15 protein-coding genes and 1 pseudogene are annotated in these 13537 nt (G+C 69.8%); 7 read left to right on the top strand and 9 right to left on the bottom strand.

From position 1 onward, the window contains the following. Positions 1-81: 81 nt before the first annotated feature. On the bottom strand, positions 82-894 hold the full coding sequence (locus SSPN_RS0133010; protein ID WP_010313433.1) for an HAD family hydrolase: 813 nt from the start codon (positions 892-894) through the stop codon (positions 82-84). A gap of 125 nt (positions 895-1019) precedes the next feature. Here SSPN_RS0133010 and SSPN_RS46930 point away from each other — a divergent pair. Further along, a pseudogene (locus SSPN_RS46930) lies at positions 1020-1892 on the top strand (LLM class flavin-dependent oxidoreductase). A 197-nt stretch (positions 1893-2089) separates the two neighbouring features. Here the strand turns inward: SSPN_RS46930 and SSPN_RS0132995 are convergent. Then, the gene (locus SSPN_RS0132995; protein WP_010313428.1) at positions 2090-2686 is read right to left on the bottom strand and encodes a helix-turn-helix domain-containing protein; all 597 of its coding nucleotides are present in this window, start codon (positions 2684-2686) and stop codon (positions 2090-2092) included. A gap of 157 nt (positions 2687-2843) precedes the next feature. On the opposite strand from SSPN_RS0132995, the gene SSPN_RS0132990 reads away from it, so the two are divergent. Next, the gene (locus SSPN_RS0132990) at positions 2844-3404 is read left to right on the top strand and encodes a hypothetical protein (protein ID WP_010313427.1); all 561 of its coding nucleotides are present in this window, start codon (positions 2844-2846) and stop codon (positions 3402-3404) included. Positions 3405-3656: 252 nt separating this feature from the next. Here the strand turns inward: SSPN_RS0132990 and serS are convergent, their stop codons facing one another. The 3 genes from serS to SSPN_RS0132975 form a co-directional block, all read right to left on the bottom strand. Next, the gene (serS, locus tag SSPN_RS0132985; protein ID WP_010313426.1) at positions 3657-4919 is read right to left on the bottom strand and encodes a serine--tRNA ligase; all 1263 of its coding nucleotides are present in this window, start codon (positions 4917-4919) and stop codon (positions 3657-3659) included. 73 nt (positions 4920-4992) lie between these two features. Continuing rightward, a complete protein-coding gene (locus SSPN_RS0132980) occupies positions 4993-6162 on the bottom strand; it encodes a glutathionylspermidine synthase family protein (protein ID WP_010313425.1) in 1170 nt (389 codons plus the stop codon). Positions 6163-6165: 3 nt separating this feature from the next. After that, positions 6166-6840 (bottom strand): hypothetical protein, encoded by a 675-nt coding sequence (locus tag SSPN_RS0132975; RefSeq protein ID WP_010313424.1) that lies wholly within the window; start codon positions 6838-6840, stop codon positions 6166-6168. Between the two features lie 177 nt (positions 6841-7017). On the opposite strand from SSPN_RS0132975, the gene SSPN_RS0132970 reads away from it, so the two are divergent. Then, positions 7018-7974 (top strand): septum formation family protein, encoded by a 957-nt coding sequence (locus tag SSPN_RS0132970; RefSeq protein WP_237710878.1) that lies wholly within the window; start codon positions 7018-7020, stop codon positions 7972-7974. A gap of 28 nt (positions 7975-8002) precedes the next feature. Further along, a complete protein-coding gene (locus SSPN_RS0132965; RefSeq protein WP_010313422.1) occupies positions 8003-8353 on the top strand; it encodes a metallopeptidase family protein in 351 nt (116 codons plus the stop codon). A gap of 160 nt (positions 8354-8513) precedes the next feature. On the opposite strand, the gene SSPN_RS0132960 is transcribed toward SSPN_RS0132965, so the two are convergent. Next, a complete protein-coding gene (locus SSPN_RS0132960; protein ID WP_010313421.1) occupies positions 8514-9185 on the bottom strand; it encodes a histidine phosphatase family protein in 672 nt (223 codons plus the stop codon). Further along, positions 9182-10105, bottom strand: a complete 924-nt coding sequence (gene pheA, locus SSPN_RS0132955) for a prephenate dehydratase (protein WP_010313419.1) — start codon at positions 10103-10105, stop codon at positions 9182-9184. Before pheA ends, SSPN_RS0132960 begins: the two co-directional genes overlap by 4 nt. A 217-nt stretch (positions 10106-10322) precedes the next feature. On the opposite strand from pheA, the gene SSPN_RS0132950 reads away from it, so the two are divergent. Then, positions 10323-10934, top strand: a complete 612-nt coding sequence (locus tag SSPN_RS0132950) for a macro domain-containing protein (RefSeq protein WP_044576136.1) — start codon at positions 10323-10325, stop codon at positions 10932-10934. Positions 10935-11195: 261 nt separating this feature from the next. On the opposite strand, the gene SSPN_RS0132945 is transcribed toward SSPN_RS0132950, so the two are convergent. After that, on the bottom strand, positions 11196-11414 hold the full coding sequence (locus SSPN_RS0132945) for a hypothetical protein (RefSeq protein WP_143539444.1): 219 nt from the start codon (positions 11412-11414) through the stop codon (positions 11196-11198). Positions 11415-11497: 83 nt separating this feature from the next. Beyond that, on the bottom strand, positions 11498-11962 hold the full coding sequence (locus SSPN_RS0132940; protein ID WP_010313414.1) for an Hsp20/alpha crystallin family protein: 465 nt from the start codon (positions 11960-11962) through the stop codon (positions 11498-11500). A gap of 198 nt (positions 11963-12160) precedes the next feature. On the opposite strand from SSPN_RS0132940, the gene SSPN_RS0132935 reads away from it, so the two are divergent. Both SSPN_RS0132935 and SSPN_RS0132930 read left to right on the top strand, forming a co-directional pair. Further along, positions 12161-12673, top strand: a complete 513-nt coding sequence (locus SSPN_RS0132935) for a DoxX family protein (protein ID WP_010313413.1) — start codon at positions 12161-12163, stop codon at positions 12671-12673. 62 nt (positions 12674-12735) lie between these two features. Then, positions 12736-13377: a response regulator gene (locus SSPN_RS0132930; protein WP_029535968.1), complete on the top strand. Its 642-nt coding sequence runs from the start codon at positions 12736-12738 to the stop codon at positions 13375-13377. Positions 13378-13537 lie beyond the last annotated feature (160 nt).

The following is a 13537-nucleotide window of genomic DNA, read 5'->3' as shown; positions in this document are numbered from 1 at the left end:
CCCCCCTTTCACCACCCACAACGCCATCCCCCAGGCAGCATGACCTCACCTCAAAAGAGCCACACCCAATTGAAACTGTGGTCACCACCAGCGGTCGAGGACGTGCGCCACGCCATCTTCGGCGTTGGTGGTCGTGACCTCGTCGGCCACCGCCAGGGCCTCCGGGTGGGCGTTGCGCATCGCCACGCCGTGGCCCGCCCACTTCAGCATCGGGACGTCGTTGGGCATGTCGCCGAACGCGATCACGTCGGCCTGGTCCACGCCCAGCTCCGCGGCCACCGCGGCCAGGCCGGTCGCCTTGTCGACGCCCGCCGCGGACAGCTCGATCAGCCCGGCCGTCGTCGAGTAGGTCAGCTGGAGCTGCGAGCCGAGCACCTCGCTGGCCACCGCCGCCATTTCCGCGCTGGTCAGGTGCTCGTGCAGGACCAGCAGCTTGACCGCGGCCTTGCCGGTCAGCTCGTCCGCACCGGCCACCCGGATGTCCGAATCCGGCCACACCCGGCGGAAATCGGACTCGGCGAGGAACTGCTCGTGGAGCCGGTCCTGCGCCCCGTCAGTGGTCCGCTCCACCGCGAAGGCGCAGCCCGGCAGCTCGTGCCGCAGCTCGCGGGCCACATCGTGCAGCAGCACCGGGTCGATCACGTGGCTGTGCAGCACCCGGTCGGCGGACGCGTCGTAGAGCACCGCGCCGTTCGCGCAAACCGCCACCCCGGACACGCCCAGCTCACCGACGACCATCGGCATCCAGCGCGGCGGACGCCCGGTGACCAGCACGAACGGCGTGCCCGACGCCACCACCTGCCGCACCGTCCGCGCGGTTCGCGGGCTCACCCGCTCCATCGGGTCGAGCAGGGTTCCGTCCACGTCCGATGCCACCAGGCCAGGTTTGCGCACCCAGTCATCCTGCCCGGTCCCGGTCGTCGCGCGGGAGGCCCGGCCCCTCCTACGCAATCCGCGCCACGTTCCGCGTCACCTGATCGGGTCGATAAATAAGGGGCTCGACCAGTACGGTCAACGGCGTGCGAGTTGGGATCGTGATTCTGCCCGAACACCGTTGGTGGGCTGCGGAGCCGCTGTGGCGGATGGCCGAGGAGTACGGCTTCGCCCACGCCTGAACCTACGACCACCTCGGTTGGCGGTCCCTGGTGGACAAGCCGTGGTTCGACGCGATCCCGACGTTGGCCGCGGCCGCCACGCTCACCTCGACGATCCGGCTGGGCACCCTGGTCGCGTCGCCGAACTTCCGGCACCCCGCGCACTTCGCGCGGGAGCTGACCGCGCTGGACGACATCGCCGACGGCCGCATCACGCTCGGCATCGGTTCGGGCGGCATCGGTTTCGACGCGCACGTGCTGGGCCGCGCCGAACTCACCGCCGGGCAGCGCGTCGACCGGTTCACCGAGTTCGTCGAGCTGCTCGACCAGATCCTCACCCACGACTGCACCGACTACTCCGGCGAGTACTACACGGCCGTCCAAGCGCACCGGGCGCCCGGCTGCGCGCAGCTGCCCCGGATGCCGTTCGTGATCGCCGCCGACGGGCCGCGGTCGATGCGGTTGGCAGCGGAGTACGGCCAGGGCTGGGTCACCACCGGCCAGCCCGCCGACGACGTGGAGACCTGGTGGCGGTCGATCGCCGAACTGTCGCTGCGGTTCGCCGAAGTGCTCGCCGAACAGGGCCGCGACCCGGCGAATTTCGACAAGTACCTGCAGGTGGACGCCGCACCGGCCTACTCGATGTCCAGTGTGGACTATTTCCGGGACGTGGTCGGCCGCGCCTCGGAGCTCGGTTTCACCGACGTCATCACGCATTGGCCGCGCGCCGACGAGCCGTACGCGGGCAAGGAGTCCACTGTCGAGGAGATCGCCTCGGAGGTCCTGCCCGAACTGTGATCACCCCGTGACAACCCGAGCACGCGCCGACGCATCGCAAAGAGCATGCAATGCACTACATGGGGGCGTACTCGCCGATTCACCGTTCTGCCGTTCGCCGCTCTCGCAACGACCGCGCTCGTGACCGCAGGTTGCTGGCAAGCACCCAGCGGCACGCCCGACAAATCGCCGAGGTCGAGGAAATCTGGCAGGAGTGATCAAGCCTCGCCGTGGGGCGACGCCGGCAGCGCCGCCCCGACCGCGAGGAACTCCGCGGGGACCCCGCCAAGCGCCGAGAGCCGGTGCGGAACGCGGGCGCTGAAGCTGACGCTGTCGCCGGCCCGCAGGGTCGTCGCGCCCTGGTCGAACTCGATATGCAGCTGCCCGCTGAGCACGTAGAGCCAGTCGTGCCCCTCGTGCCGAACCGGCCGCACACCCTCGCTGGTCGGCGAAATCCGGTAGCGAGCGGCGTAGAGCCCGGGGATCACCGCGCGCGGCGTCAACACCTGCAGCGCCATGCCGTCGGTGTCGACCGTCGGCGCCTCGTTGCCGCGCAACACCATCACGGCCGGGCCAGGCTTGTCGTCGGTGAACAACTCGGACAACCCGACGTCCAGCGCGGTCGCCAGCTGAGCCAGCACTTCCAAGGACGGCTTCGCCTCGCCGCGCTCCACGCTCACCAGGTGCTCGAGGTCCAGCTCCGCCTGCCCGGCGAGATCGACTTGGTCTAGCCCGCGAGCCAGCCGCAACCGGCGGATCCGGTCGCCGAGACCGGCCAGTGCGAGGGCCTGCGCGCCACCAGGGGGGTTGGACACGCCCCCACCATAAGTCGGATGCGGCGACCTCGCCGCGACCGCAGGTGTGCCCCCGGGAACAGCCGGGTAGGCCTTTCCGGCAGGAGGTGGTGGCGATGTCGGTGAAGAACGTCGTGCAATTCCTGCTGCCACCTATGCCGCCCAAGCCGGGATCTCGTTGGCGAACAAACCCGCCCCGCTGTACCGGTTGCTGGTGCTGTCGATGCTGATGTCCACCCGGATCAAGGCGGAGTTGGCAGTTTCGGCCGCGCGCGAACTGGCCGAGTTCGGGACGCCGCAGAAGATGTGCGACGCGACTTGGCAACAGCGGGTCGACGCGCTCGACCGCGGGCATTACGCGCGGTACGACGAGAGCACGTCGACGGCACTCGGCAAGGGCGCGCAGCTGCTGATCGACCGGTACCACGGGGATCTCCGGCGGATGCGCGCGAAGGCCGACGGGGACATCGACCTGCTGCAGGAGAGGCTCACCGAACTTCCCCGGCTCGGGCCGGTGGGCGCGGACATCTTCTGCCGCGAGGTGCAGCTGGTGTGGCCCGAGCTCCGGCCGTTCTTCGACAAGAAGGCGTTGGCGGGCGCGGAGAAGCTCGGCCTGCCCACCGATCCGGACCGGCTCGCGGGCTTCGTCGAAGGGCACGAGCTCGCCCGCCTGGCGGCCGCCCTGGTCCGGGCGACCCTCGACCGCAGCCTCGCTGCGGAGATCACCAAGGCGGCCTGAACTAGCTGGTCAGGCCCCTATGAGCGTGTCGCGATGCCTTTGGCGGGTTCTGTCTTGGAGCGGCGAAGCCGCTTAACCCACACCCGAAACTGGCACCGCCGCGGGTTCTCAGCAGTCTTCTCGCGGGGACAGCCCGGACGCCGCGTACTGGTCCATACACAAGTCCGGATCCCGCAGTCGAGAAGACCGCTGAGGTTCCGCCACCCGCGCCGCAACGCGAAACGAGCCTCGAAACAGCCCCGGCCTGGGCGATCACTTGGGTTCGAGGACCTCGCGGCCGCCGAGGAACGGGCGCAGCGCCTCGGGGACCTGCACCGAGCCGTCCGGCTGCTGGTGGTTCTCCAGGATCGCGACGATCCACCGGGTGGTGGCCAGCGTGCCGTTGAGCGTGGCGGCGATCTGCGGGCGGCCGTCCTCGTCGCGGTAGCGGGTGTTCAGCCGCCGCGCCTGGAACGTGGTGCAGTTCGACGTCGAGGTCAACTCGCGGTAGGTCTGCTGGCTCGGCACCCACGCCTCGCAGTCGAACTTGCGGGCCGCGCTCGCGCCGAGGTCCCCGGCCGCCGTGTCGATCACCCGGTAGGGCACCTCGATCTTGGCGAGCATCTCCTCTTCCCAGGCCAGCAGCCGCTGGTGCTCGTCGCGGGCCTCGTCCGCCCGGCAGTAGACGAACATCTCCAGCTTGTTGAACTGGTGCACCCGGATGATGCCGCGGGTGTCCCGGCCGTAGGAACCGGCCTCCCGGCGGAAGCACGTCGACCAGCCCGCGTAGCGCAGCGGCCCGGCGGAGAGGTCCACGATCTCCCCCGCGTGGTAGCCCGCCAACGGGACCTCGGAGGTGCCGACCAGGTACAGGTCGTCCTCCTCCAACCGGTACACCTCGGTGGCGTGCGCGCCGAGGAACCCGGTGCCCTCCATGATCTCCGGGCGAACCAGCACCGGCGGCACGACCAGGGTGAAACCGGCGGCGGCGGCCTGCGCGGCGGCCATGTTCAGCAGCGCCAGCTCCAGCTGCGCACCGATGCCGGTCAGGAAGTAGAAGCGGGCGCCGGCGACCTTCGCGCCGCGCTCCATGTCGAAGGCGCCGATGGCGGTGCCCAGCTCGACGTGGTCCTTGATCTCGAAGTCGAACTCGCGCGGCACCCCGACGTGCTCGAGCACTGCGTAGTCGTCCTCGCCGCCCGGCGGCACGTCGGGCTCGACGACGTTGGACACGGCCTTCTGCGACCGCAGCAGCTCCTCGTCGGCCGCCGACTGCTCCGCCTCGGCCTCCTTGACCTGCGCGGCGAGCTCCTTGGCCCGGGTCAGCAAGTCCTCGCGATCCTCGCCCTTGGCCTTGCCGACCTGCTTGCCGAGCTGCTTCTGCTCCGCGCGCAGGTTGTCCGCCTGGGACACCGCAGACCTGCGACGCTCGTCAGCGGACAGCAGCGCATCCACCAGGGACGCGTCCTCTCCTCGCGCGCGCTGCGAAGCGCGCACCGCTTCCGGATCATCGCGTAGCGTCTTCAGGTCGATCACAGCTGGTCAGCGTAGTCGCCCACCGCGACCGACCCACCCGCAGGGTGCGTCCTGCGGCGATCGGGGTATGGGGTCAGGAGCTCGCGGGGATGCGGTGCGGCACGAAGGCCGCGCCGTCGTCGGTGATCAGGCCCGCCGTCTCGCGGATGCCGAGGCCCGCCGACGCGTCGCCGACCACCCATGCCCCGAGGGCCGGGCGCATCCCGTCGAACTCCGGCAGCGGGTCGAAGGCCTGGTAAACGTAGCCCTCCTCGCCGTACACCCCGCCGGTCTCGGTCTCCCAGCCCGGCGCGACGACCGCGATGTTGTTGCCCTCGCGCCCGAGGCGGGGCTTGCGCACGTACTCGGTGAGCAGGCCGGGCTGGTCCAGGAACGTCGGCAGCAGGTTGGGGTGCCCCGGGTGCATCTCCCAAAGGATCGCCAGCAGCGCCTTGTTGGACAGCAGCATCTTCCACAGCGGCTCGACCCACTGGGTGGCCGGCAGCGTCCTGACGGCGTGCTTGCCGAAGTCGTCGTCGACCATCCACTCCCAGGGGTAGACCTTGACGACCGAGTTCATCGGCGCTTCTTCCAGGTCGACGAAGCGCTCCAGCAGGCTGTCCCAGCCGATCTCCTCGACCGGCAGGCCGACGGTGTCCAGCCCGGCCTCGGCCGCGGTCTCCTGCAGGTAGGCCGCGGTGATGTTGTCCTCGCCGGTGACGTCCGCGGCCGACCAGGTGAAGTGCACCTCGTTGGTGGCCAGCTGCTCGGTGATCTCGCCCCAGCGCTCGACGAGCTTCTCGTGGATGGAGTTCCACTGGTCGTCGCCCTCGTGGCACTCGGTCAGCCAGTGCCACTGCACGACCGCCGCCTCCAGCAGCGAGGTCGGGGTGTCGGCGTTGTACTCCAGCAGCTTCGCCGGGCCGCTGCCGTCGTAGCGCAGGTCGAACCGGCCGTAGAGGTGCGGATCGTGGCGCTTCCAGGACTCGGCGATGCGCGGCCAGATCCACTCCGGGATGGAGAAGTCCTTGTATCGCTCCGTGATGATGACGTGATCGACGGCGTCCAGGCACATCGAGTGCAGCAGCTCGACGTCCGCCTCAAGCGACAGCACCTCGTCGAGGCTGAACTCGTAGTGCACGCCCTCGTCCCAGTAAGGCCGCGCCGTGCCGTCCGCCGCGCGCGCGGGCGTCCCGAAGACGAGCCCGAGCTCCTCTACCTTGGCCTGCCAGTCCGGTCGTCGTGCCGTGGTCCTGCGCCGCACTCGTCAGCTCCCGCTACTGCCGCTCTTGCTGCTGATCCCGAACCCACCCCGCTGGATGGTGGAGCCGGACTTGGTCTTGATCGTCGAATCGGCGGGCTTGGTGAAGGTGCCGCCGGTCGACGAACCGACCGAGGGTGCCGGCGAGCCCGGGGAGGTGTAGGCGTAGCGGTACTGGGGCGCCGGTGGGCCGCCGAGGAACAGCGGCATGAAGATGAAACCGCTGCTGTGGTCGACATATCCGCCGTGCGACCGGACGTAGTTCTCGTCGCAGTTCTCGTCGTTCGCCGCGACGGCTTGACCGCCCTGGTCGGCCGCGCAGTACTGGGTGACGGCGTTGGCCTCGCTGCTGACTTCCGACGCGGTGTACATCGCGGCCACCAGCGCCACGACGCCAACCGTCGCGCCGCCACCGATCATCAGGCGGCGCCGCTTCTTCGTCTTGTCCGCCGCGGCCTCCAGCTCGGCCCGGTGCTCGTCTTCGCGGCGCTTCTCGGCGGCGATGCGGGCGCGCTGCTCGGCCAGCGTCGGCTCGCGCGGAGTCGTGTGCTCGGGATCCTGGTGCCGGATCCGGCCGCGCCCCGCCTCTTCCGAGGGCTGGGGCGACAGCGGTTGCGCCGGGGTCCCCGCGTCCCCGTGCGGCTGCTCGTCGTCTGCCACTGGCTTGCCATCTTCCGTCATAGCCCCACTCCCGAACGCAACATTACCTATTGAGGCGACGTGCCCGGCAACGAATCGGTTCCGAACCGCCCCGAGGGCATCGCGCAAATCGGGACGCGTCGAGGCATCATGTGTTCGATGGCAGCGCGCAAATCCCCTCCCAGTCCACGCCGGAACAAGCCCAGCACTCGGGTCGTGATGATCTCGGCTGCCATCGGCGCCCTGCTGATCCTCGTGGTCAGCGCGGTGCTGAACTGGCCCATCGGCGGCGGTCCCAGGGGCAGCGGCCCCGGGGTCGGCGGCTCCGGCCAGATCGGTTCGGCCCCGGCGCCGGAGGCGGTGTTCGATGCTAAGGCGGGCGACTGCCTGAACTGGAACGACCCCGACGCCGGCGATATCAGGAACGTCACCTGTGCCGAACCCCACCTCTTCCAGGTCACGGGCAGCTCGGACCTGCGCGGCAAGTTCGGCGACAACGCCCCGTTCCCGAACACCGAGCAGTGGCAGCAGATCAAGCAGCAGCACTGCACCGACGTGTCGAAGGGCTTCCTGTCCAACCAGTTCGACCCGCACGGCCGGTTCAGCGTGGGCGCGTTCACCCCGAGCGAGGATGGCTGGGCCGACGGCGACCGGACGCTGCACTGCGGCATCCAGCAGCCCGGGCCGTCCGGCAAGCTCTACCCGATCACCGGCAGCGCGGCCGAGATGGACCAGTCCAACGTCTACCCGGTTGGCCGCTGCCTGGGTATCAACGGCACGGCGGTGTGGGATCCGGTGGACTGCGCCCGGCCGCACTCGGTGGAGATCACCGGCCAGGTCGACCTCGGCGAGCAGTTCCCCGGCGGCTACCCGCCGGAGCAGGACCAGGACGGCTTCCTGGCGACCAGGTGCGCGGATCTGACCGACCAGTTCGCGGGCGGGCCGACGGTCGCCAAGGACAAGGGCCTGGTTCCCTACTGGGACACGCTGGCGCCGGAGAGCTGGGACGCCGGTTCGCGGCAGGTCAACTGCAAGGTCAGCGCGCAGCTGCCGGACGGCAGCGGGCTCGCGCCGGTGACCGGCAGCGTCAAGGGCGAGGTGCAGGTCGGCAAGGAGCCGGCGCCGAAGGACACGGCCCCGAACGAGCCGGGCGTGCCCGCGACGGAGCCCCGCTGACACCTGCCGGGTGCGGTAGAACGGGTGCATGCCGGTGGAGATGACCCGCGCCCGGTTCGAGGAACTCGTGGCCGACGCCCTCGATCTGCTGCCCACGGAGTTCGCGGCCGCGATGAACAACGTCGTGGTGCTGGTGGAAGACACCAACCCCGAGGACCCGTCGCTGCTCGGGCTGTACGAGGGCATCGCGCTGACCGAGCGGGACAGCACCTACAGCGGGGTGCTGCCGGACCGGATCACGATCTACCGCGAGCCGCTGCTGGGCATGTGCGCGGACGAGGAAGAAGTGGTCGACGAAGTCGCGGTGACGGTGGTGCACGAAATCGCCCACCACTTCGGTATAGACGACGAAAAGCTCCACGCCCTGGGCTGGGGCTGAACCGGCAACGACATGGTGACCACAGTTTCAGTTGAAACTGGGCACCAGGCCCCGGAACGCACAGTTTCAACTGAAACTGTGCCAGACACCCAGCGATCTCCAGTTTCAACTGAGACCGTGCCAGACCCCCGGTGATCTTCAGTTTCAATGGAAACTGTGGTCAGGTGAGACTGCAGATCAGGTGGGTGTCGAGGCCGTCCCAGGAGAGGCAGCGCCAGCCCGTGCGGACGTCCGGGTCGGCTTCGAGGACGATCACGCCCGTGTTCGGCAGATGCCTCGCATTGGCGTGGGCTCCGTCTACGTTAGCGGCGATGGCGCACGCCGCGAGCCGCAGCATCGCGCCGTGGCTGACCAGCGCCACCGCGCCGTCACCCGCGCCGTCGATGGCGCTGCGCGCACCCCCGACGAACCGGGTCAGCGCTTCGCGGCCGGTTTCCCCGTCGGGCATCGGGATGTCGATCCGGCCCTCATGCCAGCTCTCGTAGACGTCGTCGAAGATCCGCAGCGCCTCCGAGTCGCCACGCCCTTCCAGCTCCCCGACGTAGATCTCGTGCGTTCCTTCGACGATCTCGACCGGCAGCCGGTGCCGCTGCGCCAACGGCTGCGCCGTCTGCTGCGCGCGCAGGGCGCGGCTCGCGTGGACCGAGATGATCTTCTCCTCGGCCAGCCGCTCTGCCAACCGCGCCGCCTGCTGCTCGCCCAGCTCGGTCAGGCCGGGGCCGGGCGGCAAGGTGTCGAGCGCTTGCCGCACGTTGGCCGGGGTTTGCCCGTGGCGGGCCAGGATCAGGCGCAATCCGGTGGGTGCCTCCAGTTCGAACCCGAAATCGATCATGCCAACCGTCCCGCGCGGATGTCTTCGAGCCACCCCGCCGACACCTGGAACGCCTGCTCCGAGGCGGTTGGGCGCACGCTGGCCGGCGAGCGGTCCGCCTTCGGGTAGGACCCGAGGAACCACACGGTGCTGCAGCGGCGGCGCAGCGCGGTCAACGCGTCGCCGATCCGCGCGTCCGCGACGTGCCCGTCGAAGTCGAGGAAGAACCGGTACTCGCCGAACCGCTCCCGCAGCGGCCGGGATTCGATGCGGCTGAGGTTGACGCCGCGCAGCGACAACTCGGTCAGCATCTCGGCCAGCGTGCCGACCTCGTCGCTGATCACCGCGCACACCGAGGTCCGGTCCGCGCCGGTCGGGTCCGGCAGCGCGCCGGGGCGGCGAACCAGCAGGAAGCGGGTGACCGCATCGCGCACGTCGGCGATGCCGCTGGCTAGCCGCACCAGCGACGGGTAGTGCTCGATGGCCACCGGCGCGGAGATCGCCGCGTCGAACTCCCCGGCCGCCACCGCTGCGGCCCCCGCGGCGGTGGAACTGGTCGCGCGGACGCTGGCGCCCGGCAGGTTCTCGGCCAACCACCTGCGGACCTGGGCGAGGGCGTGTGGGTGGCTCGCCACGGTGCTGATCTCGGACATCGCGATGCCGGGCCGACCCAGCAGGTCGAACTGCACCGGCAGCAAGGCTTCCTGCACCGCGACCAGTGGCTCGTCGGTGGTCATTGCGTCCAGCGTGGCGGGCACCGAGCCTTCGACGGAGTTCTCCACCGGCGCTCCGGCGGCCAGCACCATGCCGGAGCGCACCGCGGCAAGCGCCAGCGGCACAGTCTCGAACGGCCTGAGTTCGGCGTCGAAATCCCAGGTCAGCTGTCGGGTGGCCTGTTCGGTGAAGGTGCCCGGCGGGCCGAGGTACGCGATTTGTGGCACCCGCCCAGACTAAGAGGGGACGTGTCCGCGGCGCGTGGCGGCGTCGACGGCGCAACCTCGGCGGCCGGAAGGCGGACTGCCGTTCGTCCGGGCGCGCGGGCGCGGGCGTCCACTCGACGGCGGGGCGCACCGACCGGGTTCCGAGCGGCGGGACCGCGCTCCGACGAATCGGCGAATGTGTGACCTACCCAATGCCACCGCCTCACACATTCCTGCGATGCTGTGGGGCGTGACCGCAGATTCGGGGCGCTCAGCGGATGGAGCGGAGCCGGAGCTGCAGCTTGTCCTGTGCGCGTTGGACGAGCCGCTGGCCGCCGCTTGGCAAGAGATCGCCGACGGCCGAGCCGGCCTCACCCTTCACCGGGGTTCAGTGCTCGACCTTCGGGTCGACGCGGTGGTGAGTCCGGCTAACTCCTACGGCTGGATGCGGGGCGGCATCGACGCGGTGTACGCCTGTGCCTTCCCCGAGGTGGAGGAGCAGGTCCGCAGCGCGGTGCTGGCGTACCACGGCGGCGAGCTGCCGGTCGGCGAAGCGCTGCTGGTGCCCACCGGAGCCCCGAACCCGATCTGGCTGATCAGCGCTCCCACGATGCGGGAACCCGGCGAGCGGCTCCCCGTTGACACGGTCCACCCCTACCTCGCGGCGCGAGCCGTGCTGCGGCTCTGGGCCAGCGGTGTCCTGGAGAACGGCACCCCGGTCCACCAAGTGGTCCGGACTGTCGCGATGCCCGGCCTGGGCACGGGCATCGGTGGGGCCGCCCCGGAACTGTGCGCACGCCAGGTCGCGGCGGCGTGGGACGAGGTTTTCGCCCACGTCGACCAGCTCTGAGACCGGTCAGCCGAGCGGCCGAGGCATGGTGTAGCCGGGCTCTGCCGCAAAGATCAGCTTTTCCTGGACGTGGTCAGCCATGCGCCCGCAGGACGTGTTTGGTGCCACCGACGATCGGGCGTGGACCCGTCGAGCCGCAGCCGTGTCCTGCAGCGCGCACGGTGTCGGTGCCGGAATGCGGCCGATTCTGCGCGCTCCCGGTAGGTGCGCTGCCGGTAGGTGCGCTCCCGGTAGGTTTCGGGAAACATCCTGCCCAGGAGGTCAGCCGGCGGCGCGTCGGAGAACGCCCGCCCAGGTCGGCTCAGCAAGGCCGGATTCCAGCAGGTGGGTGAGCTGTTCGGCGTGGTGCGCGAGCGTTTCGGCGACATTGCTCGACATCAGTCCGTGGCGTTGCAAAGCAACCGCGAGCGCCTCCGCAGTCGCCCGAGCGGCGAACTCGCGGACAGCGGCTGCACCGCCCTGGTACCACATGGGGCTCACGGCGTCAGCCAGCGACAACCCGCACAACCGGTGGGGCACGTTGCCTTGGTGGGGCCCGCACTCGGCGGGCCCCACCAGGGCTGTCAGTTCTCCTCCGGGGCGCCGCTGCGAATTTCGATCTTGGCCGGGCCGGCGGCCGGCTTGTTGATGTCGCGCACTCGCACGCGGAGCACGCCTCGGTCGTAGTCGGCCTCGACCTGGTCGGCACCAACCCCTTCGGGCAGGTCGAACTCGCGGCGGAAGGAGCCCCTGCGGACCTCCCGCAGCACGGCGTTGTCCACCTCGCGGGTCTCGTCGCTGTTGCGCTGACCGCTGATGACCAACCGGCCGTCCGCGACCTCGACGTTGACGTCCTCGGCGATGTCCACGCCGGGCAGATCCAGCTTGATTACCACGTCCGAACCGTCGCGTTCGACGTCGGCAGCGGGCACGAAACCGGCCCCGTTCGGGGCGGCGAAGAACCGTCGGCCGAAGAAGTCGAGGTCTCGGTCGAACTGCCGGACCAGGCTGTTGAACGGGTCCCACGTGGACCGGCGAACCAGCGTCATCGTGCAATCCCTCCCGGGTTCTCAGCCCGAGCCCTGCGCTCCAGGCCATTCACCCCTTCCAACGGACCTGGAACCATTCTTGTTCCCAATGGACGGATAAAAGTTGAGTCTCTTAGACGCAGGTTCAGATGATCAAGCGGGCCGAGGTCGAAATGAGTACCGTCGGGCACACCGGCCGACCACCGAGGAGGTCCCCAGATGCTCATTCGCCGTTTGGCCCGGCCGATGCTCGCCGCGATCTACATCTACGGCGGGATCGGGGCGTTGCGCGATGCGCCGACCCACGCCAAGGCTGCCGCCCCGCTGCTGGAGAAGACCACGGCACCGCTCAAGGACTCGCTGCCGGAACAGTTCCCGACCGATCCGGAAACGCTGGTGCGCATCGACGGCGTGGTGAAGATCGGGGCCGGAGCCCTGCTGGCGCTCGGAAAATTCCCGCGGCTGGCCGCGCTGCTGCTCGCTGGCAGCACCGTGCCGACCACGCTGGCGGCGCACGCGTTCTGGGAGATCGACAACCCCCAGGAGCGGGCCAACCAGCAGATCCACTTCCTCAAGAACATCGGGCTGCTCGGCGGGTTGCTGATCACCGCGGTCGACACGGGCGGCAAGCCGTCCGTCGGCTACCGGGCCAAGCGCCGCGCGCGCAAGGTCGCCGCGCACACCCACCACAGCGTCGGCGCGGTCAAGGGCGCGGCGAAGGTCCGGAAGTAACCCGGTCGTCTCAGGCGACCCTCAGCGCATCCGCCTCCGAGCACGTACGTAGCGTGGTGCTCGTGCCAGTGAGGGTGCTGCTAGTCGATGATCATGAGGTGGTCCGGCGCGGGCTCCGCGACCTGCTGGACACCGAGGAAGACGTGGTGATCGTCGCGGAGGCCGGCGGCGTCGGCGAGGCGCTGGTGCGCGCGCAGGCGACCGAACCCGACGTCGCGGTCATCGACATGCGGCTGCCCGACGGCGACGGGCTGGAGCTGTGCCGCAGGCTGCGCGAGCTGCCGCAGCCGCCGTACTGCCTGGTGCTCACGGCCTTCGACGACGAGCAGGCGCTGGTCGGCGCGATCAACGCCGGTGCGTCCGGCTACCTGCTGAAGCAGGTGCGCGGGCAGGACCTGGTCAACGCGGTGCGCGAGGTCGCGGTCGGGCGTTCGCTGCTGGATCCGATCACCACCGGCCGGGTCCTGGCTAGGTTGCGCCAGTCCACCAGTCCCGAGCCGGACGAGCTCGCCGCCCTGACCGAGCGGGAGCGCAAGGTGCTGGAGTTGATCGGCGAGGGGCTGACGAACCGGCAGATCGCCGAGCGGCTGTTCCTAGCGGAGAAGACGGTCAAGAACTACGTGACCTCGGTGCTGGCCAAGCTCGGCATGGAGCGCCGCACTCAAGCCGCCGCCTGGGTCGCCCGTCGCCAAAGCCAGAGCTGAGCAAGACGGTTTCCAGATTCGTCCTGCGTGGCGGTGCGGGAAGCGGAACCTCAGACGCCGCCTGAACTCCGGGATCCCCGACTCATGAATGCCAATGCAACACGCTGGAGACTGGCCTCGCCCAGAACCCCGACGGGTGGGCACAGTCTGAGAACTCACA

Source organism: Saccharopolyspora spinosa NRRL 18395, assembly GCF_000194155.1.
GTDB lineage: Bacteria > Actinomycetota > Actinomycetes > Mycobacteriales > Pseudonocardiaceae > Saccharopolyspora > Saccharopolyspora spinosa.
The sequence above is the reverse complement of the archived record's forward strand: the minus strand, read 5'-3'. Positions and strand labels throughout refer to the sequence as shown.

Excerpts from the sequence above, each read along its gene's own strand:
- SSPN_RS0132965 (WP_010313422.1), top strand. The coding sequence starts at position 8,003 with ATGCCGGTGGAGATGACCCGCGCCCGGTTCGAGGAACTCGTGGCCGAC.
- SSPN_RS0132950 (WP_044576136.1), top strand. The coding sequence starts at position 10,323 with ATGCTGTGGGGCGTGACCGCAGATTCGGGGCGCTCAGCGGATGGAGCG.
- SSPN_RS0132975 (WP_010313424.1), bottom strand. The coding sequence starts at position 6,840 with ATGACGGAAGATGGCAAGCCAGTGGCAGACGACGAGCAGCCGCACGGG.
- SSPN_RS0132960 (WP_010313421.1), bottom strand. The coding sequence starts at position 9,185 with ATGATCGATTTCGGGTTCGAACTGGAGGCACCCACCGGATTGCGCCTG.
- SSPN_RS0132935 (WP_010313413.1), top strand. The coding sequence starts at position 12,161 with ATGCTCATTCGCCGTTTGGCCCGGCCGATGCTCGCCGCGATCTACATC.
- SSPN_RS0132940 (WP_010313414.1), bottom strand. The coding sequence starts at position 11,962 with ATGACGCTGGTTCGCCGGTCCACGTGGGACCCGTTCAACAGCCTGGTC.
- SSPN_RS0132970 (WP_237710878.1), top strand. The coding sequence starts at position 7,018 with ATGATCTCGGCTGCCATCGGCGCCCTGCTGATCCTCGTGGTCAGCGCG.